24 protein-coding genes and 1 pseudogene are annotated in these 24,779 nt (G+C 63.2%); 12 read left to right on the top strand and 13 right to left on the bottom strand.

The window, feature by feature from the left end; translation table 11 throughout:
• Positions 1-51: 51 nt before the first annotated feature.
• Positions 52-1,191, bottom strand: a complete 1,140-nt coding sequence (locus HU766_RS09260) for an MFS transporter (RefSeq protein WP_186655638.1) — start codon at positions 1,189-1,191, stop codon at positions 52-54.
• Positions 1,192-1,336: 145 nt separating this feature from the next.
• The gene (locus tag HU766_RS09255; protein ID WP_186655635.1) at positions 1,337-2,830 is read right to left on the bottom strand and encodes an aldehyde dehydrogenase; all 1,494 of its coding nucleotides are present in this window, start codon (positions 2,828-2,830) and stop codon (positions 1,337-1,339) included.
• A gap of 197 nt (positions 2,831-3,027) precedes the next feature.
• On the opposite strand from HU766_RS09255, the gene HU766_RS09250 reads away from it, so the two are divergent.
• Both HU766_RS09250 and HU766_RS09245 read left to right on the top strand, forming a co-directional pair.
• Entirely contained in the window at positions 3,028-3,387 is a 360-nt protein-coding gene (locus tag HU766_RS09250) for a cupin domain-containing protein (RefSeq protein ID WP_033702294.1), read from the top strand.
• 82 nt (positions 3,388-3,469) lie between these two features.
• On the top strand, positions 3,470-3,673 hold the full coding sequence (locus tag HU766_RS09245; protein WP_033702296.1) for an I78 family peptidase inhibitor: 204 nt from the start codon (positions 3,470-3,472) through the stop codon (positions 3,671-3,673).
• 67 nt (positions 3,674-3,740) lie between these two features.
• Here the strand turns inward: HU766_RS09245 and rpmG are convergent, their stop codons facing one another.
• Positions 3,741-3,896: a 50S ribosomal protein L33 gene (rpmG, locus tag HU766_RS09240; RefSeq protein ID WP_003253507.1), complete on the bottom strand. Its 156-nt coding sequence runs from the start codon at positions 3,894-3,896 to the stop codon at positions 3,741-3,743.
• An 11-nt stretch (positions 3,897-3,907) separates the two neighbouring features.
• Positions 3,908-4,144, bottom strand: coding sequence for a 50S ribosomal protein L28 (gene rpmB, locus HU766_RS09235; RefSeq protein WP_003253504.1), 237 nt, complete (start codon positions 4,142-4,144; stop codon positions 3,908-3,910).
• A gap of 360 nt (positions 4,145-4,504) precedes the next feature.
• Here rpmB and HU766_RS09230 point away from each other — a divergent pair, with 360 nt between their 5' ends.
• Positions 4,505-6,094, top strand: coding sequence for an ABC transporter substrate-binding protein (locus tag HU766_RS09230; protein WP_186655631.1), 1,590 nt, complete (start codon positions 4,505-4,507; stop codon positions 6,092-6,094).
• Between the two features lie 134 nt (positions 6,095-6,228).
• Here HU766_RS09230 and radC read toward each other — a convergent pair whose 3' ends face one another.
• A complete protein-coding gene (radC, locus tag HU766_RS09225; protein ID WP_186655627.1) occupies positions 6,229-6,909 on the bottom strand; it encodes a DNA repair protein RadC in 681 nt (226 codons plus the stop codon).
• Positions 6,910-7,036: 127 nt separating this feature from the next.
• Between radC and coaBC the strand changes: the two genes are divergently transcribed.
• From coaBC to argB, 4 genes and pseudogenes are all read left to right on the top strand, one after another.
• Positions 7,037-8,248: a bifunctional phosphopantothenoylcysteine decarboxylase/phosphopantothenate--cysteine ligase CoaBC gene (gene coaBC / locus HU766_RS09220; protein ID WP_033702301.1), complete on the top strand. Its 1,212-nt coding sequence runs from the start codon at positions 7,037-7,039 to the stop codon at positions 8,246-8,248.
• Between the two features lie 5 nt (positions 8,249-8,253).
• On the top strand, positions 8,254-8,709 hold the full coding sequence (gene dut, locus HU766_RS09215) for a dUTP diphosphatase (protein ID WP_027592160.1): 456 nt from the start codon (positions 8,254-8,256) through the stop codon (positions 8,707-8,709).
• A gap of 141 nt (positions 8,710-8,850) precedes the next feature.
• Positions 8,851-10,218: pseudogene (locus tag HU766_RS09210) on the top strand (phosphomannomutase/phosphoglucomutase); the annotation flags it as partial.
• Positions 10,219-10,248: 30 nt separating this feature from the next.
• The gene (gene argB / locus HU766_RS09205; protein WP_027592158.1) at positions 10,249-11,154 is read left to right on the top strand and encodes an acetylglutamate kinase; all 906 of its coding nucleotides are present in this window, start codon (positions 10,249-10,251) and stop codon (positions 11,152-11,154) included.
• A 76-nt stretch (positions 11,155-11,230) separates the two neighbouring features.
• Here the strand turns inward: argB and HU766_RS09200 are convergent, their stop codons facing one another.
• The 4 genes from HU766_RS09200 to pyrE all read right to left on the bottom strand — a co-directional run bounded on the left by HU766_RS09200 (position 11,231) and on the right by pyrE (position 16,015).
• Positions 11,231-13,663 carry a TonB-dependent siderophore receptor gene (locus tag HU766_RS09200; protein ID WP_186655620.1) on the bottom strand — a complete coding sequence of 811 codons (2,433 nt, stop codon included), beginning with the start codon at positions 13,661-13,663 and terminating at the stop codon, positions 11,231-11,233.
• Positions 13,664-13,742: 79 nt separating this feature from the next.
• On the bottom strand, positions 13,743-14,711 hold the full coding sequence (locus tag HU766_RS09195) for a FecR domain-containing protein (protein ID WP_186655617.1): 969 nt from the start codon (positions 14,709-14,711) through the stop codon (positions 13,743-13,745).
• Positions 14,704-15,243 carry a sigma-70 family RNA polymerase sigma factor gene (locus HU766_RS09190; RefSeq protein WP_052040640.1) on the bottom strand — a complete coding sequence of 180 codons (540 nt, stop codon included), beginning with the start codon at positions 15,241-15,243 and terminating at the stop codon, positions 14,704-14,706. Before HU766_RS09190 ends, HU766_RS09195 begins: the two co-directional genes overlap by 8 nt.
• 130 nt (positions 15,244-15,373) lie before the next feature.
• Positions 15,374-16,015 carry an orotate phosphoribosyltransferase gene (pyrE, locus tag HU766_RS09185; RefSeq protein ID WP_016394033.1) on the bottom strand — a complete coding sequence of 214 codons (642 nt, stop codon included), beginning with the start codon at positions 16,013-16,015 and terminating at the stop codon, positions 15,374-15,376.
• An 80-nt stretch (positions 16,016-16,095) separates the two neighbouring features.
• On the opposite strand from pyrE, the gene HU766_RS09180 reads away from it, so the two are divergent.
• Positions 16,096-16,875 carry an exodeoxyribonuclease III gene (locus HU766_RS09180; RefSeq protein WP_033702309.1) on the top strand — a complete coding sequence of 260 codons (780 nt, stop codon included), beginning with the start codon at positions 16,096-16,098 and terminating at the stop codon, positions 16,873-16,875.
• Between the two features lie 61 nt (positions 16,876-16,936).
• Here HU766_RS09180 and rph read toward each other — a convergent pair whose 3' ends face one another.
• Positions 16,937-17,659 carry a ribonuclease PH gene (rph, locus tag HU766_RS09175; protein WP_033702311.1) on the bottom strand — a complete coding sequence of 241 codons (723 nt, stop codon included), beginning with the start codon at positions 17,657-17,659 and terminating at the stop codon, positions 16,937-16,939.
• 226 nt (positions 17,660-17,885) lie between these two features.
• On the opposite strand from rph, the gene HU766_RS09170 reads away from it, so the two are divergent.
• Both HU766_RS09170 and gmk read left to right on the top strand, forming a co-directional pair.
• Positions 17,886-18,749: a YicC/YloC family endoribonuclease gene (locus tag HU766_RS09170; RefSeq protein ID WP_033702312.1), complete on the top strand. Its 864-nt coding sequence runs from the start codon at positions 17,886-17,888 to the stop codon at positions 18,747-18,749.
• Positions 18,750-18,762: 13 nt separating this feature from the next.
• Positions 18,763-19,383, top strand: a complete 621-nt coding sequence (gene gmk, locus HU766_RS09165; protein WP_033702313.1) for a guanylate kinase — start codon at positions 18,763-18,765, stop codon at positions 19,381-19,383.
• A gap of 34 nt (positions 19,384-19,417) precedes the next feature.
• Here gmk and HU766_RS09160 read toward each other — a convergent pair whose 3' ends face one another.
• The 3 genes from HU766_RS09160 to HU766_RS09150 all read right to left on the bottom strand — a co-directional run bounded on the left by HU766_RS09160 (position 19,418) and on the right by HU766_RS09150 (position 23,232).
• Positions 19,418-20,959, bottom strand: coding sequence for an APC family permease (locus tag HU766_RS09160; RefSeq protein ID WP_033702314.1), 1,542 nt, complete (start codon positions 20,957-20,959; stop codon positions 19,418-19,420).
• A 112-nt stretch (positions 20,960-21,071) separates the two neighbouring features.
• Complete coding sequence (locus HU766_RS09155; RefSeq protein ID WP_186655614.1) at positions 21,072-21,845, bottom strand: gamma-glutamyl-gamma-aminobutyrate hydrolase family protein; 774 nt, start codon at positions 21,843-21,845, stop codon at positions 21,072-21,074.
• Positions 21,846-21,849: 4 nt separating this feature from the next.
• Complete coding sequence (locus tag HU766_RS09150) at positions 21,850-23,232, bottom strand: glutamine synthetase family protein (RefSeq protein WP_186655612.1); 1,383 nt, start codon at positions 23,230-23,232, stop codon at positions 21,850-21,852.
• A gap of 205 nt (positions 23,233-23,437) precedes the next feature.
• Between HU766_RS09150 and HU766_RS09145 the strand changes: the two genes are divergently transcribed.
• Both HU766_RS09145 and rpoZ read left to right on the top strand, forming a co-directional pair.
• On the top strand, positions 23,438-24,310 hold the full coding sequence (locus HU766_RS09145) for a LysR family transcriptional regulator (protein ID WP_186655609.1): 873 nt from the start codon (positions 23,438-23,440) through the stop codon (positions 24,308-24,310).
• A gap of 179 nt (positions 24,311-24,489) precedes the next feature.
• Positions 24,490-24,753 (top strand): DNA-directed RNA polymerase subunit omega, encoded by a 264-nt coding sequence (gene rpoZ / locus HU766_RS09140; protein ID WP_012312123.1) that lies wholly within the window; start codon positions 24,490-24,492, stop codon positions 24,751-24,753.
• The last annotated feature ends 26 nt before the right edge of the window (positions 24,754-24,779 follow it).

Here is a 24,779-nt window from a genome sequence, read left to right as displayed (position 1 = left end):
AGGGTGCCGCCCGACCGGTCGGAAAGGGCCGCAAAGCGGCCCCATGTATGCTCAAGCCGAAGCCGGCTCGAAAGCCCCCCGCCGCCGAATCAACACCACCAACCCCGCCGCCCCCACAGCCATCAGCAACGGCAACGCATGCCCGCTGATCCACTGGCTCCCGGCCCCCGCCAAGAGCGGCCCAAGCAGGCAACCAATGCCCCACAACTGCGCCACGTGGGCATTGGCCCGCACCAGCGCATCATCCCGATAGCGCTCGCCGATCAACACCAGCGACAAGGTGAACAGGCCACCGGCACTGGCCCCGAACAGCACCCACAGCGGCCAGATCACCGGCGTGTGCAGCAACAGCGGTATCGCCAGGCTTGAGCACAGCAAGGTCACCGCACAACCGCTGAACAAGGTGCGCCGCGACATGCGGTCGGCCAATGCGCCGATGGGCAATTGCAGCACCGCATCGCCTACCACCACGGTGCTCACCATGAACAGTGCAATCTCGGTAGTGAACCCTTGCTGCAGGCAGTAGACCGGCAGCAAGGTCAGGATCATCGCCTCGAACGAAGCGAACAGGGCAATCGCCCAGGCGATCACCGGCAGGCGCCGGCAGAAGGCGAACAGGTCGCGGAAAGTGACGCTGTACGCTTCGGTGGTCGGCGCCCCGCCGCGCCCCAACAGCACCAGCGGTGCCAGCAACAGCAAGCCGGTCGCGGCCCAGAAACCGAAATCGTCGTCCGAGCCGAGAAAGCCCAGCACCAATGGCCCGGCCAGTTGGCTCAAGGCATAGCTGCTGCCATACAGCGCCACCAGCCGGCCCCGCCATTGCTCGACCACCAGCTGGTTGATCCAGCTTTCGCCAAGGATGAACACCACGGTCAGGCACATGCCGATCAACAGGCGCAGAGCCAGCCAGAGCGGGTAGCTGGGCAGCAGCGCCAGCAGGCCGATCGACAGCGCACCGCCCCACAGGCACAGGCGCATCGCCGAGGGCACGCCGACCCAACCGGCCAGGCGGCTGGCCAGGCTGGCGCCCAGCAATACGCCCAAGGCAGGCATCGCGGCCATGACGCCGATGGCGAAACTGCCGTAGCCCCACCCTTCCAGGCGCAGGGACACCAGCGGCATGCTCACGCCGAGCGCCAGGCCGACACTGAGTACGGATGCCAGTACGGCGAAGTAGGTGCCCCAGCGCATGTGTTCTTCCTGTTGGATTTTCTTGGGCCCACTCGCGGAACAAGCCCGCTCCCACAAGCTCATCACCGAGATTCTGAAATCAGTGGTGATGAGCCTGTGGGAGCGGGCTTGCCCCGCGAGTGGGCCGCAGCGCGGCCCCAGCGATTTACAGCTTGATCCAGGTCGCCTTCAGCTCGGTGTACTTCTCCAGCGCATGCAGCGACTTGTCACGGCCGTTGCCCGACTGCTTGAAGCCGCCGAACGGTGCGGTCATGTCGCCGCCGTCGTATTGGTTGACCCAGACACTGCCAGCGCGCACGGCACGGGCGGTCTTGTGGGCCTTGGAGATGTCCGAGGTCCAGATGCCGGCGGCCAGGCCATACGGCGTGTCGTTGGCGATGGCGATGGCTTCTTCGGCAGTGTCGAAGGTAATCACCGACAACACTGGGCCAAAGATCTCTTCCTGGGCGATCTTCATGGCGTTGGTCACGCCGTCGAAGATGGTCGGCTCGACGTAGGTGCCGCCGGTCTCTTCGAGGATGCGCTTGCCACCCGCCAGCAGTTTGGCGCCGTCCTTGTGGCCGGCGTCGATGTACGACAGCACGGTGTTCATCTGCTGGTTGTCGACCAGCGCGCCGACGGTGGTCTGCGGGTCCAGTGGGTTGCCAGGCTTCCAGCCTTTGAGGGCCTCGACCACCATAGGCAGGAAGGTATCCTTGATCGAACGCTCGACCAGCAGGCGCGAGCCTGCGGTGCAGACTTCGCCCTGGTTGAAGGCGATGGCGCTGGCGGCGGCTTCGGCGGCAGCTTGCAGGTCTGGCGCGTCGGCGAAGACGATATTCGGGCTCTTGCCACCGGCTTCCAGCCAGATACGCTTCATGTTCGATTCGCCAGCGTAGATCATCAGTTGCTTGGCGATCTTGGTCGAACCGGTGAACACCAGGGTGTCGACGTCCATGTGCAGGGCCAGGGCCTTGCCTACTGTGTGGCCGTAGCCTGGCAGCACGTTCAGCACACCGGCCGGGATACCGGCTTCGATGGCCAGCTGGGCGATGCGGATGGCGGTCAGTGGCGATTTTTCGGACGGCTTCAGGACTACCGAGTTACCGGTGGCCAGGGCTGGGCCGAGCTTCCAGCATGCCATCAGCAGCGGGAAGTTCCACGGCACGATGGCGCCGACCACACCCACCGGCTCACGGGTTACCAGGCCGAGCTGGTCATGCGGCGTCGGCGCGACTTCGTCGTAAACCTTGTCGATAGCTTCGGCATTCCAGTGCAGGGCTTGTGCCGCACCTGGGACGTCGATGCTCGAGGAATCGCCGATCGGCTTGCCCATGTCCAGGGTTTCAAGCAGCGCCAGCTCTTCGACGTTCTTGCGTAGCAGGTCGGCGAAGCGGATCAGCTTGGCTTTGCGCTTGGCCGGCGCCAGGCGCGACCAGACACCGGAATCGAAGGTGGCGCGGGCGTTCTCGACAGCACGGTTGGCGTCGGCCAGGTCGCAGCTGGCGACCTTGGCCAGGAAGCGTCCGTCGACCGGGCTCAGGCACTCGAAGGTTTCACCGGAGGCGGCGTCGGTGTATTCGCCGTTGATGAAGGCACGGCCTTCGATCTTCAGTTGCTGGGCACGTTGTTCCCAGTCCGCACGAGTCAGGGTGGTCATACGAAACTCCTCCTCTTGTTTAGGTGCAACGCCGCACTGAGGACTCACTGGCGTTGTCAGAAATTCTGGCCGGGCGACGAGCGCACACGGGCAAGCGATACCCTAAACCAGGCCGTGTAAACTATCAATATATTTGACACGAAAGGCCTAAACGCCTACTGATGTTCATTTTATTAAACAACAACAGGAGCCGCACCATGAGCATCGCCAGCATCATCGACTTCGCCCAGGTTCTTACCGAGGCCGAACGCTACCGCCCGGCGGCAGAGAAAATTCTCAAAGGCGAGCCGGACCAGGCCGTCTACAACCACTACGCCAGCCCGTGCGGCCAGTTCGCCGCGGGCGTCTGGGAAGGTGAAGTCGGCCAGTGGACGGTCAACTACACCGAACACGAGTACTGCGAGATCGTGCTGGGTGTTTCGGTGCTGCGTGACCAGGACGGCGGCGCCAAGACCCTGCGTGCCGGTGATCGGTTCGTCATCCCGGCAGGCTTCAAGGGCACCTGGGAAGTGCTGGAGCCTTGCCGCAAGATCTATGTAATGTTCGAGCAGAAATAACTATGTAACACAGCCGGCCAGCTGGCATGCGTGAGGATGGCCCTGCCCACACCGGGCCATTTACTTCAGAAGGATACCAAGCATGAACAACGATGAAGCCTTGCAAGCCCTCGCCCATCTGGTCGATACGCCTTACGAGCCTGGGGTTAAAGCCACCATCAGCGCACTCACCGGCCGCACTCGTGTGGTAGGCCCCAATGAGATGTCCACCCTCGAATACGATATCAACCGGGTGCACATCAGGACCGATGCCAACGGCCTGATTAAGGGGTTCAGCTTCGGCTGACCGAGCCAACGCCATAAAAAAACCCGCATCCTTTCGGATGCGGGTTTTTTTTCAGGTCGCCGATCAATTACTTGATCTTGGCTTCCTTGTACACCACGTGCTTACGAACAACCGGATCATATTTCTTGATCTCGATTTTGTCCGGGGTGGTGCGCTTGTTCTTGTCGGTGGTGTAGAAGTGGCCGGTACCGGCACTCGAAACCAGACGGATCAATTCACGCATGATGTTCTCCCTTAAACCTTGGCGCCAGCTTTACGGATGTCAACCAGAACGGCGTCGATGCCGCGCTTGTCGATGATACGCATGCCCTTGGCGGAAACACGCAGACGCACGAAACGCTTCTCGGACTCAACCCAGAAACGGTGGTGCTGCAGGTTCGGCAGGAAACGACGACGGGTTTTGTTGTTTGCGTGGGAAATGTTGTTCCCGGTTACTGGACCCTTACCAGTAACTTGACAGACTCTCGACATGACTCAGCCCTCTAAAACCACATGCCCAACCCGGCATGGGTTGGCCGCTTAATCTCTCAGTCTTTGGCGCCAGGCGCCGTGATTCTGGAGGTCTTATCGACCGGATCCGCTGATGCGACAGGCCGAGCCCCTAGAAAAGAGCGCTGCTTTATACCAGAAAGACTCGACTGCAACAACATATGATGAATATTGACACGACGCCGAGTGCGCCGGGGCAGCATAGCGGCAGGCCCCGTCAGGCGTCGACCACTCGTCGCCGAATTTGTAAAAAAGGGTGTGGTCATTTGCAGGCGGGCGCACTAGGGTAGGACGTTTCCAGACTGCACTGGCAGATGGGCCACTGACAGCCAAGGAGTCACGATGCGTGCCGCCGCCCTTTCCCTCTTGTTCACCTCACTGTTTACCGCAGGCGTCACCCAGGCAGCCGCGCTGAGTGTTTGCAGCGAAGCCAGCCCCGAAGGTTTCGACGTGGTCCAGTACAACTCGCTGACCACCACCAACGCCTCGGCCGACGTGCTGATGAACCGCCTGGTGGAGTTCGATGCGGCCCAGGGCAAGGTAGTACCCAGCCTGGCGGCGAGCTGGACGGTGTCGGCCGACGGCCTGATCTACGATTTCAAGCTGCGCGATGACGTGAAGTTTCACACCACTGCCTACTTCAAACCGTCCCGCGCGCTGAACGCCGACGATGTGCTGTTCAGCTTCCAGCGCATGCTCTACCCGGCCCACGCCTGGCACAAGACCGCCCCGGGCGGTTACCCGCACGCACAATCGCTGCAACTGGGCAACCTGATCAAGTCGATCGACGCCCCTGAACCGCAGACCGTGCGCTTCACCCTGGCCCACCCGGATGCCACGTTCCTGGCCACCCTGAGCATGGGCTTTGCCTCGATCTATTCTGCCGAATATGCCGACAAGCTGCTCAAGGCAGGTACCCCGGAAAAGCTCAACAGCCAGCCGATCGGCACCGGGCCGTTCGTCTTCCAGCGCTTCCAGAAGGACGCCGTGGTGCGCTACCGCGCCAACCCCGACTACTTCGCTGGCAAGCCTGGCGTCGACCCGCTGATCTTCGCCATCACCACCGATGCCAACGTGCGCCTGCAGAAGCTCAAGCGCAACGAATGCCAGGTCGCCCTGTCGCCCAAACCGCTGGATATCGCTGAAGCCAGCAAGGATGGCAGCCTCCAGGTTGCCAGCACGCCGGCCTTCATGACCGCCTTCGTCGCCATCAACAGCGCACACCCGCCGCTGGACAAGCCAGAGGTGCGCCAGGCCATCAACCTGGCCTTCGACAAGCCGGCCTACCTCAAGGCCGTGTTCGAAGGCACCGCGACGGCCGCCAACGGCCCCTACCCGCCCAACACCTGGAGCTACGCCAAGGACCTGCCTGGCTACCCCATGGACCTGAAAAAGGCCAAGGCCCTGCTGACCAAAGCAGGCCTGCCAGAGGGCTTCAGCACCACGATCTGGACCCGCCCGTCGGGCAGCCTGCTCAACCCCAACCCCAGCCTTGGGGCGCAGATGCTGCAGGCCGACCTGGGCAAGATCGGCATCAAGGCCGAGATCCGGGTGATCGAATGGGGCGAGCTGATCCGCCGCGCCAAGGCCGGTGAGCATGATTTGCTGTTCATGGGCTGGGCGGGTGACAACGGTGACCCGGATAACTTCCTCAGCCCGCAGTTTTCCTGTGCTGCGGTGAAATCTGGGACCAACTTCGCGCGGTTCTGCGACAGCCGCCTTGACCAGTTGATCAATGCTGGCCGCACCACCAACGACCAGAGCGTGCGCAGCCGGCTGTACCAGCAGGCGCAGACGTTGATCCAGCAGCAGGCACTGTGGGTGCCGCTGGCGCACCCCACGGCAGCCACCTTGCTGCGCCAGGGGGTCGAGGGGTACCAGGTGAGCCCGTTCGGGCGGTTGGATTTCAGCAAGGTTTCGGTGACCCGCTGAGGGTGCAACTGCCTGTGCTGACCTCTTCGCGGGTCAAGCCCGCTCCCACCGGTATGTCGCTGCCCTTGAGAACAGTGAAGTACCTGTGGGAGCGGGCTTGACCCGCGATGAGGCCTGCACAAGCACCGCAGCACCTAGGCAACGATCCACCCCTGCTCCACCATCGACAACGGCTCGCCGTCACCCACGATGACGTGGTCCAGCACTCGCACATCGATCAGCCCCAGCGCTCGCTTGAGCGCTAGCGTCATGTGCACATCATCCTGGCTTGGCTCGCTGTTGCCCGACGGATGGTTGTGGCACAAGATCAATGCCGCCGCGTTGTGCAGCAACGCCCGGCGCACCACTTCCCGCGGATAGATACTGGCCCGGTCGATCGTGCCCCTGAACAGGATTTCGAACGCCAGCGGCCGGTGTTTGGTATCCAGAAACAAACACCCAAACACCTCACTGGCCTCATGCCGCAGCATGGCCTTGAGGTAACGCCGCACCGCCACCGGGCTTTCCAGCGCAGGCGTGCGCTCGAGACCCTCATCCAGGTAACGCCGGCCAATCTCCAGCAAGGCCTGCAACTGGGCGTACTTCACGGGGCCGAGGCCAGGCTCGCGCAAAACGGCTTGGCGATCGGCATCGAGCAACTGCCTCAGGCCACCAAAGCGCACCAGCAACCCTCGCGCCAGGTCCATCACATTACGCCCAGCAACCCCCGAACCCAGCAGCACAGCCACCAGCTCGGCATCCGACAACACCGCTACGCCACGCGACAGCAGCTTCTCCCTCGGCCGTTCTTCAGCCGGCCATTCCCTGATACTCATCCCTGCTCCTTGGTCCTGCTGCGGCACGTTTGGGCCCTGTGTTAATCTAGTTCGCCTCGTACATGCGACGTTCTGCCGCAGGCAGTTCTTGTCGCCGCCCGCTTTCACTGGAAAAAGGCAAAAGCCTATGCAGCGGCTGTATCACAAGCGCATCGTTCTCGGCGTCGGTGGCGGCATTGCCGCCTACAAAAGCGCCGAGCTGATCCGCCGACTCCTGGAGCACGGCGCGCAGGTGCGCGTCGTCATGACCCGTGGCGGTGCAGAGTTCATCACCCCGCTGACCCTGCAGGCGTTGTCCGGCCACCCGGTGCACATGGACCTGCTCGACCCCGCCGCCGAAGCGGCCATGGGCCATATCGAGCTGGCCAAGTGGGCCGACCTGGTGCTCATCGCCCCCGCCACTGCCGACCTGATGGCGCGCATGGCCCAAGGCATGGCAGACGACCTGCTGACCACCCTGATACTGGCCACCGACGCCACCGTTGCCGTGGCCCCGGCCATGAACCAGGCCATGTGGCGCGACCCGGCCACCCAGGCCAATCTCGACCTGCTCAAAAGCCGCGGCATCCAGGTATTCGGCCCGGCTTCCGGCAGCCAGGCCTGTGGCGACGTAGGCCTTGGCCGCATGCTGGAAGCCACCGACCTGGCCTGGTGCGCCGCCGAAAGCTTCAAGCGCCAGACGCTGACCGGCAAACACGTGCTGATCACCGCCGGTCCGACCCAGGAAAACATCGACCCGGTGCGCTACATCACCAATCATAGCTCCGGGAAGATGGGCTTCGCCCTGGCCGAAGCGGCCGCCGAGGCCGGTGCTCGGGTGACCCTCGTCACCGGCCCGGTGCACCTGCCCACGCCCGACCGGGTCAACCGGATCGACGTGGTCAGCGCGCGCGACATGCTCGCGGCCTGTGAAGCGGCCATGCCCTGCGACCTGTTCATTGCCTCGGCAGCCGTCGCGGACTACCGGCCAGAGGTCGTTGCCGCGCAAAAACTCAAGAAAGATCCTACGACCGGCGACGGCATGCTGCTGCAGATGGTGCGCAATCCCGATATCCTTGCAACCATTGCTGGCCGTAGCGACCGCCCGTTCAGTGTCGGCTTCGCCGCCGAGACCGAACACCTGCTCGATTACGCCACGCGCAAGCTCAAGGACAAGAACCTCGACCTGATCGTCGCCAATGATGTGGCCAACCCCAGCATCGGCTTCAACAGCGAAGAAAACGCCTTGACCGTGATCGATCGCCAGCAGCACCAGACCCTCTTTGCGCAGACCAGCAAGGGCAAGATCGCCCGGCAACTGGTCGCCTTCATCGCCGAACGGCTCAACCAGGTTCAATAAGTTACATGCACGCTCTTCAAGCCAAGATTCTCGACCCACGCCTGGGCACCGAATTCCCCCTGCCGCAGTACGCCACCCCGGGTTCCGCCGGGCTGGACCTGCGCGCCCTGCTCAAGGAGGACACCGTCCTCGAGCCAGGCCAGACCCTGCTGATCCCCACCGGCCTGTCGATCTACATCGGCGACCCGGGCCTGGCGGCCATGATCCTGCCGCGCTCGGGCCTGGGCCATAAGCACGGCATCGTGCTGGGCAACCTGGTCGGCCTGATCGACTCGGACTACCAGGGCGAGCTGATGGTGTCGTGCTGGAACCGCGGCAACACCCCATTCACCATCGCCATTGGCGAGCGCATCGCCCAATTGGTGCTGGTGCCGGTGGTGCAGGCGCATTTCGACATCGTCGAGGCCTTCGACGAAAGCCAGCGTGGCACTGGCGGCTTCGGCCACTCCGGCAGCCACTGAGCCGACAGCTGACCGTTCAGGCCAAGGATGGCGAACTCTCTGGCGAAACCACCGTCCAAGCGTTCAGTTTGCGCCTGCCCAGACAGCCTTTGACTAATGGAGCTTCCAGAGATGAACGAAATGGCCCAGCTGGTCCCCGCACTGCCGGACAGCATTTTCCGCGCTTATGACATTCGCGGCGTGGTCGGCAAAACCCTCCACGCCGAAACCGCCTACTGGATCGGCCGCGCCATCGGCGCCCAGACCCTCGCCCAGGGCGAGCCCCAGATCGCTGTCGGCCGCGATGGCCGCCTGTCTGGCCCAATGCTGGTCGAGCAGTTGATCAAAGGCCTGGCCGACGCCGGTTGCCGGGTCAGCGACGTCGGCCTGGTGCCGACCCCGGCGCTGTATTACGCCGCCAACGTGCTGGCCGGCAAATCGGGTGTGATGCTGACTGGCAGCCACAACCCATCGGACTACAACGGCTTCAAGATCGTCATCGCCGGTGACACCCTGGCCAACGAACAGATCCAAGCCCTGCTGACCCGCCTGAAAACCAACGACCTGACCCGTGCCGAAGGCAGCGTGCAGAAGGTCGAGATTCTCGAGCGCTACTACCAGCAGATCATCGCCGACGTGAAGCTTTCGAAAAAGCTCAAGGTGGTGGTGGACTGCGGCAACGGCGCGGCCGGCGTTATCGCCCCGCAACTGATCGAAGCGCTCGGCTGCGAAGTCGTCCCGCTGTTCTGCGAGGTCGACGGCAACTTCCCCAACCACCACCCAGACCCTGGCAAACCAGAAAACCTCGAAGACCTGATCGCCAAGGTCAAGCAGACCGGTGCCGACATCGGCCTGGCCTTCGACGGCGACGGCGACCGCGTGGGCGTGGTCAGCAACACCGGCACCATCGTCTACCCCGACCGCCTGCTGATGCTGTTTGCCCAGGACGTGCTGTCGCGCAACCCGGGCGCCGAGATCATCTTCGACGTCAAATGCACCCGTCGCCTGACCCCGCTGATCGAACAGCATGGCGGCCGCGCGCTGATGTGGAAGACCGGCCATTCGCTGATCAAGAAGAAGATGAAAGAGACTGGCTCGTTGCTGGCTGGCGAGATGAGCGGGCACATTTTCATCAAGGAGCGCTGGTACGGTTTCGACGACGGCATCTACAGTGCCGCGCGCCTGCTGGAGATCCTCAGCAAGGCCGACCAGGACGCCGAAAGCCTGTTCGCGGCGTTCCCGAACGATATTTCCACGCCGGAAATCAATATTGATGTGACCGACGAGGGTAAATTCAGCATCATTGATGCACTGCAACGCGACGCCGACTGGGGCGCGGCCAACCTGACCACCATCGACGGTGTGCGGGTCGACTACGACCACGGCTGGGGCCTGGTACGCGCCTCCAACACCACACCGGTGCTGGTGCTGCGTTTCGAGGCCGACAGCGACGCCGAATTGCAACGTATCAAGGATGTTTTCCGCGCCCAGTTGCTGCGGGTTGCCCCTGAGCTGCAACTGCCGTTCTGACCGACTATCTGTTCCTTACAGGAGCCCTGCATGACCCTCGATCGCGATGCCGCTTCCCATGTAGCCGAAGTTTTGTCCGAAGCACTGCCTTACATCCGCCGCTTTGTCGGCAAGACACTGGTGATCAAGTACGGCGGCAACGCGATGGAGAGCGAGGAGCTCAAGACCGGCTTCGCCCGTGACATCGTGCTGATGAAGGCTGTGGGCATCAACCCGGTGGTGGTCCACGGTGGTGGCCCGCAGATCGGCGACCTGCTCAAGCGCCTGTCGATCGAAAGCCACTTCATCGACGGCATGCGCGTCACCGACTCGGCGACCATGGACGTGGTGGAGATGGTGCTGGGTGGCCAGGTCAACAAGGATATCGTCAACCTGATCAACCGCCACGGCGGCAGCGCCATCGGCCTGACCGGCAAGGACGCGGAACTGATCCGCGCCAAGAAGCTGACCGTAAGCCGCCAGACGCCAGAGATGACCACCCCGGAAATCATCGACATCGGCCATGTCGGCGAAGTCGTGAGCGTGAACACCGACCTGCTGAACATGCTGGTCAAGGGCGACTTCATCCCGGTGATCGCGCCGATCGGCGTCGGTGCCAATGGTGAGTCGTACAACATCAACGCCGACCTGGTGGCGGGCAAGGTGGCCGAGGCGCTGAAAGCCGAGAAGCTGATGCTGCTGACCAACATCGCCGGCCTGATGGACAAGCAGGGCCAGGTCCTGACCGGCCTGACCACCGAGCAGGTCAACGAACTGATCGCCGACGGCACCATCTACGGCGGCATGCTGCCGAAGATCAAGTGCGCACTGGATGCGGTGCAGGGTGGCGTGAACAGCTCGCACATCATCGACGGCCGCGTGCCCAATGCGGTGCTGCTGGAGATCTTCACCGACAGCGGTGTGGGCACGTTGATCACCAATCGCAAGCCACGCTGATTCATCAAGCGGCCAGTTCAGGCAGGCACCCAAAAGGCGACCCGTAAAGGTCGCCTTTTTTTGTGCGCTCAGGTGCCTAGAAGCTGTAGCGGGCAGTCAGTTTCACATTGCGCGGGTCGCCGTAGATGTCGTACGGGCTGTAGGCGCCATTGGCCACACTGCTGTAGTAGGTACGGTCGAACAGATTGTTGAGGTTGACCTGTAGGTCCAGTTGCTCGCTGGCCTGGTAGCCTGCCACCAGGCCGACCACCGTGTACGAGCCCTGCTGGTTTTGCCAGGCCGTGGCGCCGGCGCCACCCGAGGTGCGAATGCGGCTCTGCTGGTAGACGTCACCGCCCACACGCCAGCGCTGCAGCTCGCCCGGCAGGGTGTAGATCGTCGACAGCTTGAACAGCTGGCGCGGTTTGGTGCGGTCGAAGTCCTCGCCCTCCCGGGCTTTGTTGGCGTCGCTGACGTATTTCGTCTGGGTGTAGGTGTAGCCGGCGGCCAGTTGCCAGTTGTCGGTCAGTGCGCCCTGGATTTCAAGGTCGATGCCCTTGCTGCGGACCAGGCCGGCAGCCTCGTAGCAGGCACTGGCGGGGCCCGCCCCGCAACCTTTGGCGTCAGGCAGCTCCTGGGCACGGTTTTTCTGGTCGATCTGAAACACCGCTATGCTGGCGTTCAGCGCACCACCAAAGTACTCGCCCTTGATACCCACTTCGTAGTTCTCACCCATTACCGGGTCAAGCACTTTGCTGTCCAGGCCTTTGCTGGTCTGCGGCTTGAAGATATCGGTGTAGCTTGCGTAGACCGAGTGGTGGGTGTCCAGGTCGTAGACCAGGCCGGCATAGCGGGTCAGATTGCGCGTGATCTTGTAGTTGTTCTCACTGCTTTCGCTATCGTCGAACGCGTACCAGTCGACGCGGCCGCCGAGAATCAATGACAGCGGCTCGCTCAAGCGCAACCGAGTGCTGGCATAGACGCTGTCCTGGGTGGTGGTTTCGGGAAGGCCGTTAGGGCCAGTGACGTAATCGGGCTTGGCATGCCCACGAGGGCTCCACTCGAAGGGATTGATGCCAGCGTCGATGTAGGCGCTCCAGGCCTTGCCAGAGCGGTAATCCAACTGGCGCTTGCTGACGCCCAGGGTGACGTCATGCTGTTGACCAAGCAACTGGAAGGGGCCGCTGAGCGCCAGGTCATAGCCGGTTTCCTTCTGTTCCATGGCCTCTGTCCACAGGTAATGGCGATCGTATTCCCAGACCGAAGAGGCCAGTACATCGGTGTCGGTCTTCGACTGCATGGCTGCCAGGCGCAGCGACCAGTCGTTGGCGAAGCCGTGCTCCAGGGTGGCGAAATAGCCGGTGGTGCGATCGTCCGAATACTCCCAGTCATGGCCGAGAAAGGTGTCGCGAGGCAGCCCCAGATGGCCACCGCCACGGGCCATGGGCAACCCGCCCCAGATATAGTTGGTGTGGTTCTTCTGCCGGTAGGCACCGAGCGTCAGGGTGGTGCTTTCGCTCAGGTCGGCGTCGACCACGCCGTAGAACAGCTCATGATCACTCTCCACCGCGTCACGGAAGCTCTTGGCGTCCTGCCGCGAGACCACGGTACGTGCGCGCAGGGTGCCGCTTTCATTGAGCGGACCGCCGACGTCCAGCGTGCCGGTGTAATCGTCCCAACTACCGGCACTGCCGGTGAGCGTGGCCTGAAATTGATGAGTCGGGCGCTTGCGCACCAGGTTGATGGCGCCACCGGGGTTGCCGGCGCCCTGGGCCAGCCCGGTGGCACCGCGCACGATCTCCACCCGGTCATACATGGCCAGGTTGGCTTCCCCGCTGGGCAGGTAGGTCAGGAAGCTGGTGGGAAAACCGTCGTACATGATGCTGTCGACGTTGAAACCGCGGGCGCTGAACGAGGGCCGCCCTGCACCGCCGGAGTTACTGAGAAAAATGCCCGGCGCACTTTTGACCACATCGCTGATGCTGTTCATGGCCTTGTCGTCCATACGCTTGCGCGTGACCACACTGACCGACTGCGGCGTTTCGCGCAGGCTCAAGGGCAGTTTGGTGGCCGTCTGCATGGCCCCGGTGGTATAGGAGCCGCTGTGCTCGGTAGTCGCCGCCAGGCCTTGGCCGGTAATGTTGGTCGCGCTCAGCTCCAGGCCTGTGCCAGCCGTTGCCTGCGGCGTCAGCAGGTAAAGGCCATTACCTTGCGGCGAGGCTTGCAGACCGGTGCCTTGCAGCAATTGCTGCAGGCCGCCCTGCACGCTGGTGGCGGCATTCAGGCCAGGGCTGCGCAACCCCTCCACCAGGCCCGGCTCGATGGGCAGGGTGATGCCTGCCTGGCTGGCGAAGTCAGAGAGGGCACTGCTGAGGTTACCGGCCGGCACCTGATAGGCACGGTTCTGCCGCGCGCCTTGCTCGGCGGCCTGCAGCGATGCCGCAGCCAGGCCGCCGCCCGCGATGATCAGACCCAGTGCGGCAGCGTGTACTGCCCGCGCCAGTGGTTGAATGCCCTGCGTCGTCGCCATGTGTTCGCCCCTGCCCTGTAAAAGTGATGTGTTTATGGGAGGGACACGCAGCTTGAGGAAAACACGACACGCATTCTGTTCACACGTTCGCACGCGCGGTGAGGGTGACCCAGTAGGGCGTGCGGTAGAGCACGTTCACCGGCAGGGTCTGGCTCAGGGCGCGAAGAACCTGATCGGTGTCGCGCAACTGGAAGGCGCCGGAAATCAGCAGCCCGGCCACTGCCGGATCGCAGCGCAGCAGGCCAGGTCGATAGCGGCCGAGCTCGTTGATGAAGTCATCGAGGCGCATCTTTTCTGCGCGCAGCACCTGGCTCAACCAATCGAGACGATCTTGCGCCAGCGCCATGGGCGGCTGCGCAGCCCGGCTGTTGACGTGCGTCTGCAAGCCGGCCGCCAGGAGCATCAGGCCCTCATCGCCCGGTGACCGCCGCGGGCGCACCCGGGCAGCGCCCTCCAGGGCGGCAAGGTAAGTGCTGTGCGGGTACTGACGCAGCACAAAGCGGCTGCCGAGCAGGGCAATTTCCGCTTCGTCGGTGTCGACGATGAACGGCCGCCCGGCATGCTCATGGGGTACTTCGACGAGCATCTCGCCGGCGATGAGGCGCACGCGTCGAACATGCTCGTCATAGGCGATATCCACGGCGCTGCCGGTGTTCAGGCGAATCTGCCCGCCATCGGGCAACTGCAGGGAGCGTTGCTCCCCCGTGGCCGTGCGCTCGTCCGCCTGCCACTCGCGCCACGGCAGCCCGCGGTATGTCGCAAGGCCTACGGGGGCGGCGGCGATCAGCAACGCCAGGGTCTTTAGCACCTGCCGCCGCTCCAGGCTGCGCGGGCGCTCCAGCGCCACCCGCCCGGCACTGCCGGCAAGCTGCTGGGCTCGACCGCCAAACCTTTCGGCCAGTTGCCAGGCCCGTTCGTGATCCACGTGCCGCGCCCGCCACTCGGCGCCGGCGGCATGCTCGGCGGCGCCGGCGCTGCTGTTCTGCAAGCGTACAAACCATTGGGCCGCTTCACGGGCGATGCGACGGTCGATGGGCGTATCACTCATGCTGCGCGCCCTGGCTGGCGAGCACGATGCACTCTTCAAAGGCCCGCGCAAGGTGGCGCTGCACCGAGCGCACGCTGAGATTGAGGCGGTTGGCGATCTCTTCCTGGGTATAACCCTCCAGCTGCGCCATCAGGAACGCCTGGCGGGCTTTGGCGGGCAACAGGGCAAGGACCTGGTCGATTTCGTCGAGGGCTTCGAGCACCAGCGCTTGTTGTTCCAGCGACGGAGCGAGGTCTTCGGGTGTTTGCGCCAGCGCGGCCAGGTAGGCCTGCTCCAGCGAGCGGCGACGGTAGAAGTTGAGGGCCAGGCGATTGGCAATGGTGGCCAGATAGGCGCGCGGTGTCGTGCAGTTCAGCGGCTCGCCCGGCGCTCTGCAGAGCAGCCGCACGAACGTGTCCTGGGCCAGATCCGCCGCATCGGCGGCGCTGCCCAAGCGCTTGCGCAGCCAGCCCTGCAGCCAGCCGTGGTGGTGACTGTAGAGCTGGTCGATGGCCTGATGCCGAGGGTGGTTTGCCGAAGAAGTGTGCTGCACGGGAGGCTACAGATGTGAATGAGAATTCGTCTCATCATATCAGCATAAACTTGGCCCCGTACACGTGCAGGGCCAGCCCTCGGTATAGCACCGTCAGGCGGCCTTACTGCCGCCTGAACACGGCGCTTTTTCAGATGCCGTACTGCGCCCGATAGGCCTCGACTGCCGGCAGGTGCTGCTTGAGCTGCGGGTCGTCCGCCAGGAACTCCAGCACCTGGGTCAGCGAAACGATGCTGACCACCGGGATACCGAAGTCACGCTCCACTTCCTGGATTGCCGAAAGCTCGCCATTGCCGCGTTCTTCGCGGTTCAGGGCGATTAGCACGCCAGCGGCCTTGGCCTGCTGGGCATTGATGATCTGCATGACCTCGCGGATGGCGGTGCCGGCGGTGATCACGTCGTCGATGATCAGTACCTCACCGGCCAGGGGCGCGCCCACCAGGCTGCCGCCTTCGCCGTGATCCTTGGCTTCTTTACGGTTGAAGCACCACGGCACATCGAGCTGATGCTGGTCGGCAAGGGCCACGGCGGTAGTCGCCGCCAGGGGGATACCCTTGTAAGCCGGGCCGAACAGCACATCGAAGGGGATCTTGCTGTCGACGATGGCTGCGGCGTAGCAACGCCCCAACTGCGCCAATGCAGAACCTGTGTTGAACAGGCCGGCATTGAAGAAGTACGGGCTGGTACGCCCCGATTTCAGGGTGAATTCACCGAAGCGCAGAACGCCGCGGTCGATGGCAAAACGAATGAAGTCGCGCTGATACGGCTGCATGGAAAGTCCCGGACACCACGGATTTAGCTAAATGAGTTGAGCTCGGGTATCATACACGCACGAGATTTTTGGGGCCATTTATGCGGATCATCAGTGTGAACGTAAATGGCATTCAGGCTGCGGCCGAGCGTGGATTGCTCAGCTGGCTACAAGCCCAGAATGCCGACGTCATCTGCCTTCAGGATACCCGCGCCTCGGCCTTTGAACTCGACGACCCAGCTTTCCAGCTCGATGGCTATTTCCTTTATGCCTGCGACGCGGAGGTGCCCGCCCAAGGTGGCGTGGCCCTTTACTCGCGCATGCAGCCCAAGGCAGTCATCACCGGCCTGGGCTTCGAGACAGCCGACCGTTACGGGCGTTACCTGCAAGCAGATTTCGACAAAGTCAGTATTGCCAGCCTGCTGCTGCCTTCGGGCATGAACGGCGACGAAGACTTGAACCAGAAGTTCAAGTTGATGGATGACTTCGCCAAGTACCTGGATAAACAGCGGCGCAAGCGGCGCGAGTACATCTATTGCGGCTCGTTCTACGTGGCGCAGCAGAAGCTCGACATCAAGAACTGGCGCGACAGCCAGCAAACGCCTGGCTTCCTGGCGCCGGAGCGTGCCTGGATGGACGCGATCACCGGCGAGATGGGCTACGTGGATGCCCTGCGTGAAGTCAGCCGTGAAGGCGACCAGTACAGCTGGTGGCCGGACAACGAACAGGCCGAGATGCTCAACCTGGGCTACCGGTTCGACTACCAGATCCTCACCCCGGGCCTGCGCCGCTTCGTGCGTAACGCCCGCCTGCCGCGTCAGCCGCGCTTCTCGCAGCATGCGCCGCTGATCGTGGACTATGACTGGACGTTGACCATCTGAGTTGTATTCAGATACGAAAAAGCCGACATCGATGTCGGCTTTTTCGTATCTACAGAAACAGTCAGTCGGCCAGGGCAGCCTGCTGCAGTTCGAAGATCTCGTTCATGCCCTTCTGCGCCACGGCGAGCATGGCGTTCAAGTCTTCAGGCTGGAACGGCGCGCCTTCTGCAGTGCCCTGTACTTCGATGAAACCACCAGCGCTGGTCATGACCACGTTCAGGTCGGTCTCGGCGGCGGAGTCTTCCAGGTAATCCAGGTCAAGCACTGCAGCGCCCTGGTACATGCCCACGGAAACCGCAGCGATCATGTGCTTGAGCGGGTTGCCGGCCTTGAGGCCGCCACGCTTCTTGATCACCGCCAGGGCGTCGCACAGGGCGACCATGGCACCGGTGATCGACGCGGTGCGGGTGCCACCGTCGGCCTGGATCACGTCGCAGTCGATGTACAGGGTGATGTCACCCAGCTTGCTCATGTCCAGTGCGGCGCGCAGCGAGCGGCCGATCAGGCGCTGGATTTCCAGGGTGCGGCCACCCTGCTTGCCACGGCTGGCTTCGCGCTGGTTACGCTCGCCGGTGGAGCGCGGCAGCATGCCGTATTCGGCTGTCAGCCAGCCTTGGCCCTGGCCTTTGAGGAAGCGGGGAACACCATTCTCCACGCTGACCGTGCAGATGACCTTGGTGTCACCGAACTCGACCAGTACCGACCCTTCGGCGTGCTTGGTGTAGTTGCGGGTGATGCGGATCGAGCGGAGCTGATCGGCGGCGCGACCACTTGGACGTTTCATCTGGGATACCTGTACTGGGACTTGAATCTGCCGAGCATTATAGAGCTCACGGCCCCGGGAGGACATGCCTATTGTCGCAGCCCTGACGGCCTGTCGCCTTTTCCCATTGTTCATTTCCAGCTCTGTAACATGGCTGGATTGGGCGCCGAGCCCCCACTGCGCTACAATCCTGCGCCTTGCAGCCGAGAGGCTCCCCCCGTTCATTCATCTACGCGAGGTACTCCCCATGGTGCACAGCATGACCGCTTTTGCTCGTGTCGAGCGCGCCGGCAGCCAAGGCACCCTGGTCTGGGAGCTGCGCTCGGTCAACCACCGCTACCTGGAACCGCACCTGCGTCTGGCCGAGGCCCTGCGCGACCTCGAAGGGGCAGTCCGTGAAGGCCTGCGCCAAGGGCTGTCGCGCGGCAAGGTGGAATGCACCTTGCGCCTCAACGAAGACAGTACCGGCAAGCCGCTCAAGGTCGACCGCGAGCGCGCGGCGCAACTGGTCGCCGCCGCCGAAGAGGTCGCAGGCCTGATCAAGCAACCGGCACCGCTGAACCCGCTGGAAGTGCTGTCGTGGCCGGGCGTGCTGGTCGCCGACGCCAGCGACCCCCAGGCCCTGAACGCCGAAGCCATGGCGCTGTTCGACGAAGCGCTGGCCGAGCTCAAGGCCGGGCGCCTGCGTGAAGGCCAGGAGCTGGCCCGGCTGATCAACGAGCGCCTGGACAACATGGCCAGCGAGGTCACCACCCTGCGCGCCCTGGTGCCGCAGATGCTGGCCGCCCAGCGGCAGAAGATCCTCGACCGCTTCGGCGACATGCAGGCCGAACTCGACCCGCAGCGCCTGGAGCAAGAGATGGTGCTGCTGGCGCAGAAGAGCGACGTCGCCGAAGAGCTCGACCGCCTCAGCACCCACGTCACCGAAGTGCGTCGCGTGCTCAAGTCGGGCGGTGCGGCTGGCCGGCGCCTGGACTTCCTGATGCAGGAACTCAACCGCGAGGCCAATACCCTAGGCTCCAAGGCTTTCGACCCGCGTAGCACGCAAGCGGCGGTCAACCTCAAGGTATTGATCGAACAGATGCGTGAACAAGTACAGAACATCGAGTAAGGCCACCCCGACCATGAATCACAGCAGCGGCACCCTCTACATCGTTTCGGCACCCTCGGGTGCCGGCAAGACCAGCCTGGTCACTGCCCTGACCCAGGACGACCCGCAAATCCGCGTCTCGGTTTCGCACACCACCCGCGCCATGCGCCCGGGCGAGCAGCACGGGGTGAACTACCACTTCGTCGTGCACGAAACATTCAAGGCGCTGATCGAGCAAGGCGACTTCCTCGAGCATGCCGAAGTGTTCGGCAACTTCTACGGCACCTCGCGCAGCGCGCTGCAGCACACCCTCGACCAGGGTTACGACCTGATCCTGGAGATCGACTGGCAGGGTGCTCAGCAGGTGCGCAAACTGATGCCCGAGGCACTGTCGGTGTTCATCCTGCCGCCGAGCCAGGAAGCCCTGCGTCAGCGGCTGGATGGCCGTGGCCAGGACAGCGAAGAGATCATCGCCGGGCGCATGAAGGAGGCGGTCAGCGAGATGGAGCATTACGACGAGTACGATTACCTGATCATCAACGATGACTTCGGCGTCGCGCTGGAGGAGTTGAAGGCGGTGTTCGTTGCCAACCGGTTGCTGCTGAAGAAGCAGCAACAACGCAACGGCGCATTGCTGAAGCAGTTGGTCGGTTAGAAAACGAATGGGGCCGCTTAGCGGCCCCATTTGCTTAGTCCTGCAGTGGCAGCGTGGCCTGCTGACGCAAGGTAGCCCCCAGGAAGTACGCCGGCGCCCGCAGGCGCGACAGCATCATCAGCCCGATGCCGAGCACCGAAATGATCGCGGCAATCACGAACACCAGCCCCAACCCGCCCACATGCGAGCCGCTGCCGAAGTCTGGCGAGGCGCTGTCGATGGCGGTACGCGCGAAGATCACCGACAAGATCACCCCACCTACCAGCGGGCACAGGCCGCGCATGATGAAATGGCGCAGGCTGTCGAACAGGCTGCCGCGGAAATACCAGACGCAGGCAAATGCGGTCAGCGAATAGTAGAAGCAGATCATCATGCCCAGGGCAGTGATGGTATCCGCCAGCACGTTCTCGCTCAGGGTACGCATGGTCACGTAGAACAGGCCAGCGGCAAGGCCTGCGCAGATGGTGGCGTAGCGCGGCGTTTGCGAGCGCGGGCAGACACTGGCGAACTTCTGCGGTACCGCACCGTAGTAACCCATGGCCAACAGGGTGCGCGCCGGCGCCACGAAGGTCGACTGCAGCGACGCTGCGGTGCTGGCCAGCACGGCGATGGACATCAGGATCGCCAGCGGCCCCATGACCGGGCCGGCCAGGTGAGCAAAGACGTTCTCCTGGATGCGCGGGTTGTTCAGGCCCAGGCCCGTTTCGCTGATACCGGCAAACTGCAGTGTGGCGATGGCGGTGAACAGGTACAGGCCGAGAATCAACATCACCGTCCAGGTGGCGGCCTTGCCCGGCACCTCTTCGCTGCCCACCGACTCTTCGCTGACGGTCAGGCACGTGTCCCAGCCCCAGAAGATGAAGATCGACAACGACAGCCCTGCGGCAAACGCCGAGAACGACTCGACGCCGAACGGGTTGAACCAGGCGAAATCGAACGCCAGCGGTGGCGGCGCGGTGGTGCCACCGAAGGCAGCGAAGGCAAACCCGATCAGCACCAGTAACTGCAGGGCCACCAGGCCATACTGCACCGTCATGGTGGTGGCTATGCCGCGACAACAGATCCACACCGCCAGGGCAATGAACACGCAGCAAGTGGCGATATTGATCAGCAGGTTGTCTGCCAAGGCAGCCAGGCCATGGTTGCCCGTGATCTGACCGAGGAACAGATAGAAGAAATCGACCGCCACGCCCGCCAGGTTCGACAGCACGATGGTGGTGGCGACCACCAGCCCCCAGCCACCGATCCAGCCGATCATCGGGCCGAAGGCACGCGCCGACCAGGTGAACGAAGTGCCGCTGTCCGGCTCTGCCGAGTTCAACTCGCGATAGCCGAGGGCGACCAGCAGCATCGGCAGGAAGCCGACGATGAATACCGCTGGCAGGTGGGCACCCACCTCTCGCACGGTAGGGCCAAGCGCGCCGGTCAGGGTATAGACCGGGGCGATGGTGGAAATGCCCAGCACCACGCTGGCCAACAAGCCCAGGCGACCTTTGGCCAAGCCCTTGCTGCGCTGTGTGTTGCCCGCGTCGGCCGCCACATCGGGTGGGCGGCCGGCTTCTGTGTAATCGCTCATGAGTATTTGCCGTAAATTTTGGAATTGTTTTCACAGGCCTTGCGCGCAAGGCCCGCTTTCACTCATTGAAAGCTTGCAGCGGAGGTGGGTCATCCGAGACTTTCGGGTGACGTCAGCATGCCTTGTGGCGCACACCCTCCCGTGCAGCATGGGCAATACAGGCCTCGCGAAACGCCTGGAAAAGGCGCCCGGAGACCGGGTTTTCGGCGAAACGCCATTCAGGGTGCCACTGCACACCAAGCACGAAGCCCGGCGCATCCGGCATCGACACCGCTTCGATCAGGCCATCCGGGGCCCGTGCCTCGACGCGCAGCCCAGGGGCCAGGCGATCGATGCCCTGGCTGTGCAACGAGTTGACCTCGAATTGCGCAGCCAGGCCCAGGCGCTCGAACAGCCCGCCAGGCTCGATGCCGACAGGGTGACGAGGGCCGTATTGCACCTCCAGGGGTGCGTCCTCAGGTTCGCGGTGGTCGAGGTAGCCAGGCAGCGCTTGCACACGCTGGTGCAGGGTGCCGCCAAGGGCCACGTTCAATTCCTGGAAACCACGGCAGATGCAAAACACCGGCACACCGGCGGCAATCGCTGCCTGCAGCAGCGGCAAGGTCAGGCGATCGCGCGCGCGATCATGCCGGGTACCCTCCGCGCTGGGGGCGCCATTGTAATGATGCGGCTCGATATTTGAAGGCGAGCCGGTAAAAAGAATGCCGTCGAGCCGGGCCAGCAACCCAGGGGTATCACTGCCCCCGTCGCGAGCCGGCAGAATCAGCGGCAGCCCGGCAAAGCCGGCCGCCTCGACATACTTGTCGCCCACCGTGTGCGACGAGTTTTTCCCCACCTGCTGGCGGCAGGCGCTGATACCGATCAAAGGGACCGCATTTGCGCTCATGGGCTTACACCGTGTGCAGGTACCAGTTGTACTCGAGGTCGGAGATCGACACTTCGAACTCTGCCAGCTCGCTTTCCTTGCAGGCGACGAAGATATCGATGTAGTCCGGGCTGATGTATTGGTTGAGCACTTCGCTGTCATCCAGCGCACGCAGGGCATCGCGCAGGTTGTTCGGCAGCGTCTGTTCCAGCTGCTCGTACGAATTGCCCTCGATCGGCTCGCCCGGCTCGACCTTGTTGGTCAGGCCGTGGTGAATGCCGGCGAGAATGGCCGCGAGCATCAGGTACGGGTTGGCGTCAGCGCCGGCCACGCGGTGCTCGATGCGCACGTTTTCGCTGCTGTCGGTCGGCACACGAACCGCAACGGTGCGGTTGTCCAGGCCCCAGCTTGGCGCATTGGGGACGTAGAACTGCGCGCCAAAGCGGCGGTAGGAGTTGACGTTCGGGCAGAGGAAGGCCATCGACGCCGGCATGGTCTCCAGCACGCCACCGATGGCGTGGCGCAGCTCGTCGCTTTGCAGCGGGTCGGTGTTGGCGAAGATGTTCTTGCCGGTTTTCTTGTCCAGCAGCGAGATATGCACGTGCAGGCCGTTGCCCGCCTGCCCTGGGTAGGGCTTGGCCATGAAGGTGGTGTCCATTTCATGGTCGTAGGCAACGTTCTTGATCAGGCGCTTGAGCAGGATCGCGTAGTCGCAGGCCTTCAGCGGGTCGGCAACGTGGTGCAGGTTGACCTCGAACTGCGCCGGGGCGCTTTCCTTGACGATGGCGTCGGCAGGCAGGTCCTGCTCCTTGGCCGCTTCGAGCATGTCTTGCAGGCAGTCGGCATATTCGTCGAGGTCGTCGATCAGGTACACCTGGGTCGACTGCGGGCGCTTGCCGGAGATCGGCGAGCGCGGCGGCTGTGGGCGGCCGTTGAGGTTGTCCTGGTCGATCAGGTAGAACTCGAGTTCGAATGCGGCGCAGATATCCAGGCCCAGGTCATCGAACTTGCTCACCACCTGGCGCAGCACTTCGCGCGGGTCGGCGAAGAACGGCTGGCCTTCGATTTCGTGCATGGTCATCAGCAGCTGCGCAGTGGGGCGTTTCTGCCACGGCTCGTTGCACAGCGAGCCGGGTATGGGGTAACAGACGCGGTCGGCATCGCCGATATCCAGGCCCAGGCCCGTGCTTTCAACGGTCGAGCCGTTGATGTCGAGGGCAAACAGGGACGCCGGCAGGTTGATGCCTTTCTCGTACACCTTGTGCAGGCTGGCCCGCTCGATGCGCTTGCCACGTACCACGCCGTTCATGTCGGAGATCAGCAGATCGACGTACTGAGTGTCTGGATGGGCCTGGAGGAAGTCTTTCATCTCGCTGGAAGAACTGGCGCACGGAGTGACCGACGTCATGGTGTACATCCTTTGATTTGCTGCGGCGATGTGGGGATACGGCTGGCGCCTCACGGGCGACGATGGTTGCAGCTGTTGTTTTTTTCACTTTCCCATCGTGGGGATTGGTTGCCCGACCGGGCGCATTGATTCCCAGGGGCGGTTCCACTATAAAATGGCCTCAACGCAACAGACATTGGCATTTCGGCAAGCAGAGCGTGCACCAATGCAATATCAGATTACCCATGCCGACCTCTCCCTGGTCCTGGCCCTGGAACGTGGCCGCTCCCTGGCAAAGGCTGCCGAACTGCTCAAAGTCGATGTTTCGACGGTGTTCCGTTCGATCCGCCGGCTGGAGTCGGCACTGGGCACGGCACTGTTCGTCAAGAGCCGTAAAGGCTACCTGCCGACCGACACGGCGCAGGCCTTGGCGGAGCAGGCCGAGCGCGCCGAGCAGGCGCTGGAGGCCGCACGCATCGCCATGACCAGTGGCGAGCAGGTAGTCAGCGGTACCGTTCGTCTGACGTGCACCGAGGCAGTGATGCACAGCCTGCTGTTGCCGGCATTGGCCGAATTCATGCCCAACTACCCGGCCTTGTCGCTGGAAATGGGCACTTCCAATACCTTCGCCAACCTCAGCCGGCGCGATGCCGACATTGCCCTGCGCCTGACCAACACGCCACCGGAGCATCTGGTCGGCCGCTGCCTGGGCTCGACTTCCTATGTGATCTGCGGCCAGCCGCAGTGGCGCGAGCGCCTGAACGAGGCGGCCAGCAGCGTGCCGTGGATCGCACCGGACGATTCGATGCAGGACCACCCCACCGTGGTCTGGCGCAACCAGCAATACCCCGGGCTGAGCCCGCGTTACCAGTGCAGCGGCATGTCGACCATCGCGCAGCTGGTCAGCACCGGGTTGGGCGTGGCGGCGTTGCCCGATTACATGGTGCACGCCTTGCCAGGCGTCGATGCGCTGAGCGGGCCGCTGGCGGGTTGCGACACCCAGCTGTGGCTGCTGACCCGGCCCGATTGCCGGGCATTGCGCTCGGTGCAGACGCTGTTCGAAGAACTGACCCCACGGTTGCGCGGCGCGATGTTGTGAGATACAAGATCAGGGTGTCTGTTCCGGCCCTTTCGCTGGCAAAGCCGTTACTACAGGGAGCGCTATGATCCGCACCCGGCAAAACATCGCTTCCCTATTGGCTGGTGATTTTTTAAACTATTGAGTCCGCCTGCCCAAATTGGGCTGCACGCCTACCGCATTTGCTACTGAGGAAGACCATGGCCCGCGTAACTGTTGAAGACTGCCTGGAACACGTGGATAACCGTTTTGAGCTGGTCATGCTCTCGACCAAGCGCGCCCGTCAGCTGGCGACCGGCGGCAAAGAGCCACGCGTAGCGTGGGAAAACGACAAGCCGACCGTTGTTGCCCTGCGTGAAATCGCCGAAGGCATCGTCACCAACGAGTTCATCGCCGCTGAAGAGATCGTCACCGAGGATCCGGTCTTCGCCGCGTTCGAGGACGAGTCCAACGAGGCTGTCTGATTGATGCCAGGTCGACGTCGCGCGGC

This window comes from Pseudomonas sp. SWRI77 (assembly GCF_014269105.1).
Classification (GTDB): domain Bacteria; phylum Pseudomonadota; class Gammaproteobacteria; order Pseudomonadales; family Pseudomonadaceae; genus Aquipseudomonas; species Aquipseudomonas capeferrum.
The sequence above is the reverse complement of the archived record's forward strand: the minus strand, read 5'-3'. Positions and strand labels throughout refer to the sequence as shown.

Bases quoted from the DNA above. Each gene is read 5' to 3' on its own strand.
- coaBC (WP_033702301.1), top strand. From the start codon at position 7,037: ATGCAGCGGCTGTATCACAAGCGCATCGTTCTCGGCGTCGGTGGCGGC.
- HU766_RS09245 (WP_033702296.1), top strand. From the start codon at position 3,470: ATGAACAACGATGAAGCCTTGCAAGCCCTCGCCCATCTGGTCGATACG.
- HU766_RS09170 (WP_033702312.1), top strand. From the start codon at position 17,886: ATGGTGCACAGCATGACCGCTTTTGCTCGTGTCGAGCGCGCCGGCAGC.
- HU766_RS09250 (WP_033702294.1), top strand. From the start codon at position 3,028: ATGAGCATCGCCAGCATCATCGACTTCGCCCAGGTTCTTACCGAGGCC.
- radC (WP_186655627.1), bottom strand. From the start codon at position 6,909: ATGAGTATCAGGGAATGGCCGGCTGAAGAACGGCCGAGGGAGAAGCTG.
- HU766_RS09200 (WP_186655620.1), bottom strand. From the start codon at position 13,663: ATGGCGACGACGCAGGGCATTCAACCACTGGCGCGGGCAGTACACGCT.
- rpmB (WP_003253504.1), bottom strand. From the start codon at position 4,144: ATGTCGAGAGTCTGTCAAGTTACTGGTAAGGGTCCAGTAACCGGGAAC.
- pyrE (WP_016394033.1), bottom strand. From the start codon at position 16,015: ATGCAGCCGTATCAGCGCGACTTCATTCGTTTTGCCATCGACCGCGGC.
- rpoZ (WP_012312123.1), top strand. From the start codon at position 24,490: ATGGCCCGCGTAACTGTTGAAGACTGCCTGGAACACGTGGATAACCGT.
- gmk (WP_033702313.1), top strand. From the start codon at position 18,763: ATGAATCACAGCAGCGGCACCCTCTACATCGTTTCGGCACCCTCGGGT.
- dut (WP_027592160.1), top strand. From the start codon at position 8,254: ATGCACGCTCTTCAAGCCAAGATTCTCGACCCACGCCTGGGCACCGAA.
- HU766_RS09145 (WP_186655609.1), top strand. From the start codon at position 23,438: ATGCAATATCAGATTACCCATGCCGACCTCTCCCTGGTCCTGGCCCTG.
- rph (WP_033702311.1), bottom strand. From the start codon at position 17,659: ATGAAACGTCCAAGTGGTCGCGCCGCCGATCAGCTCCGCTCGATCCGC.
- HU766_RS09195 (WP_186655617.1), bottom strand. From the start codon at position 14,711: ATGAGTGATACGCCCATCGACCGTCGCATCGCCCGTGAAGCGGCCCAA.
- HU766_RS09255 (WP_186655635.1), bottom strand. From the start codon at position 2,830: ATGACCACCCTGACTCGTGCGGACTGGGAACAACGTGCCCAGCAACTG.
- HU766_RS09180 (WP_033702309.1), top strand. From the start codon at position 16,096: ATGCGGATCATCAGTGTGAACGTAAATGGCATTCAGGCTGCGGCCGAG.
- HU766_RS09160 (WP_033702314.1), bottom strand. From the start codon at position 20,959: ATGAGCGATTACACAGAAGCCGGCCGCCCACCCGATGTGGCGGCCGAC.
- HU766_RS09230 (WP_186655631.1), top strand. From the start codon at position 4,505: ATGCGTGCCGCCGCCCTTTCCCTCTTGTTCACCTCACTGTTTACCGCA.
- HU766_RS09150 (WP_186655612.1), bottom strand. From the start codon at position 23,232: ATGACGTCGGTCACTCCGTGCGCCAGTTCTTCCAGCGAGATGAAAGAC.
- HU766_RS09260 (WP_186655638.1), bottom strand. From the start codon at position 1,191: ATGCGCTGGGGCACCTACTTCGCCGTACTGGCATCCGTACTCAGTGTC.
- HU766_RS09155 (WP_186655614.1), bottom strand. From the start codon at position 21,845: ATGAGCGCAAATGCGGTCCCTTTGATCGGTATCAGCGCCTGCCGCCAG.
- argB (WP_027592158.1), top strand. From the start codon at position 10,249: ATGACCCTCGATCGCGATGCCGCTTCCCATGTAGCCGAAGTTTTGTCC.
- rpmG (WP_003253507.1), bottom strand. From the start codon at position 3,896: ATGCGTGAATTGATCCGTCTGGTTTCGAGTGCCGGTACCGGCCACTTC.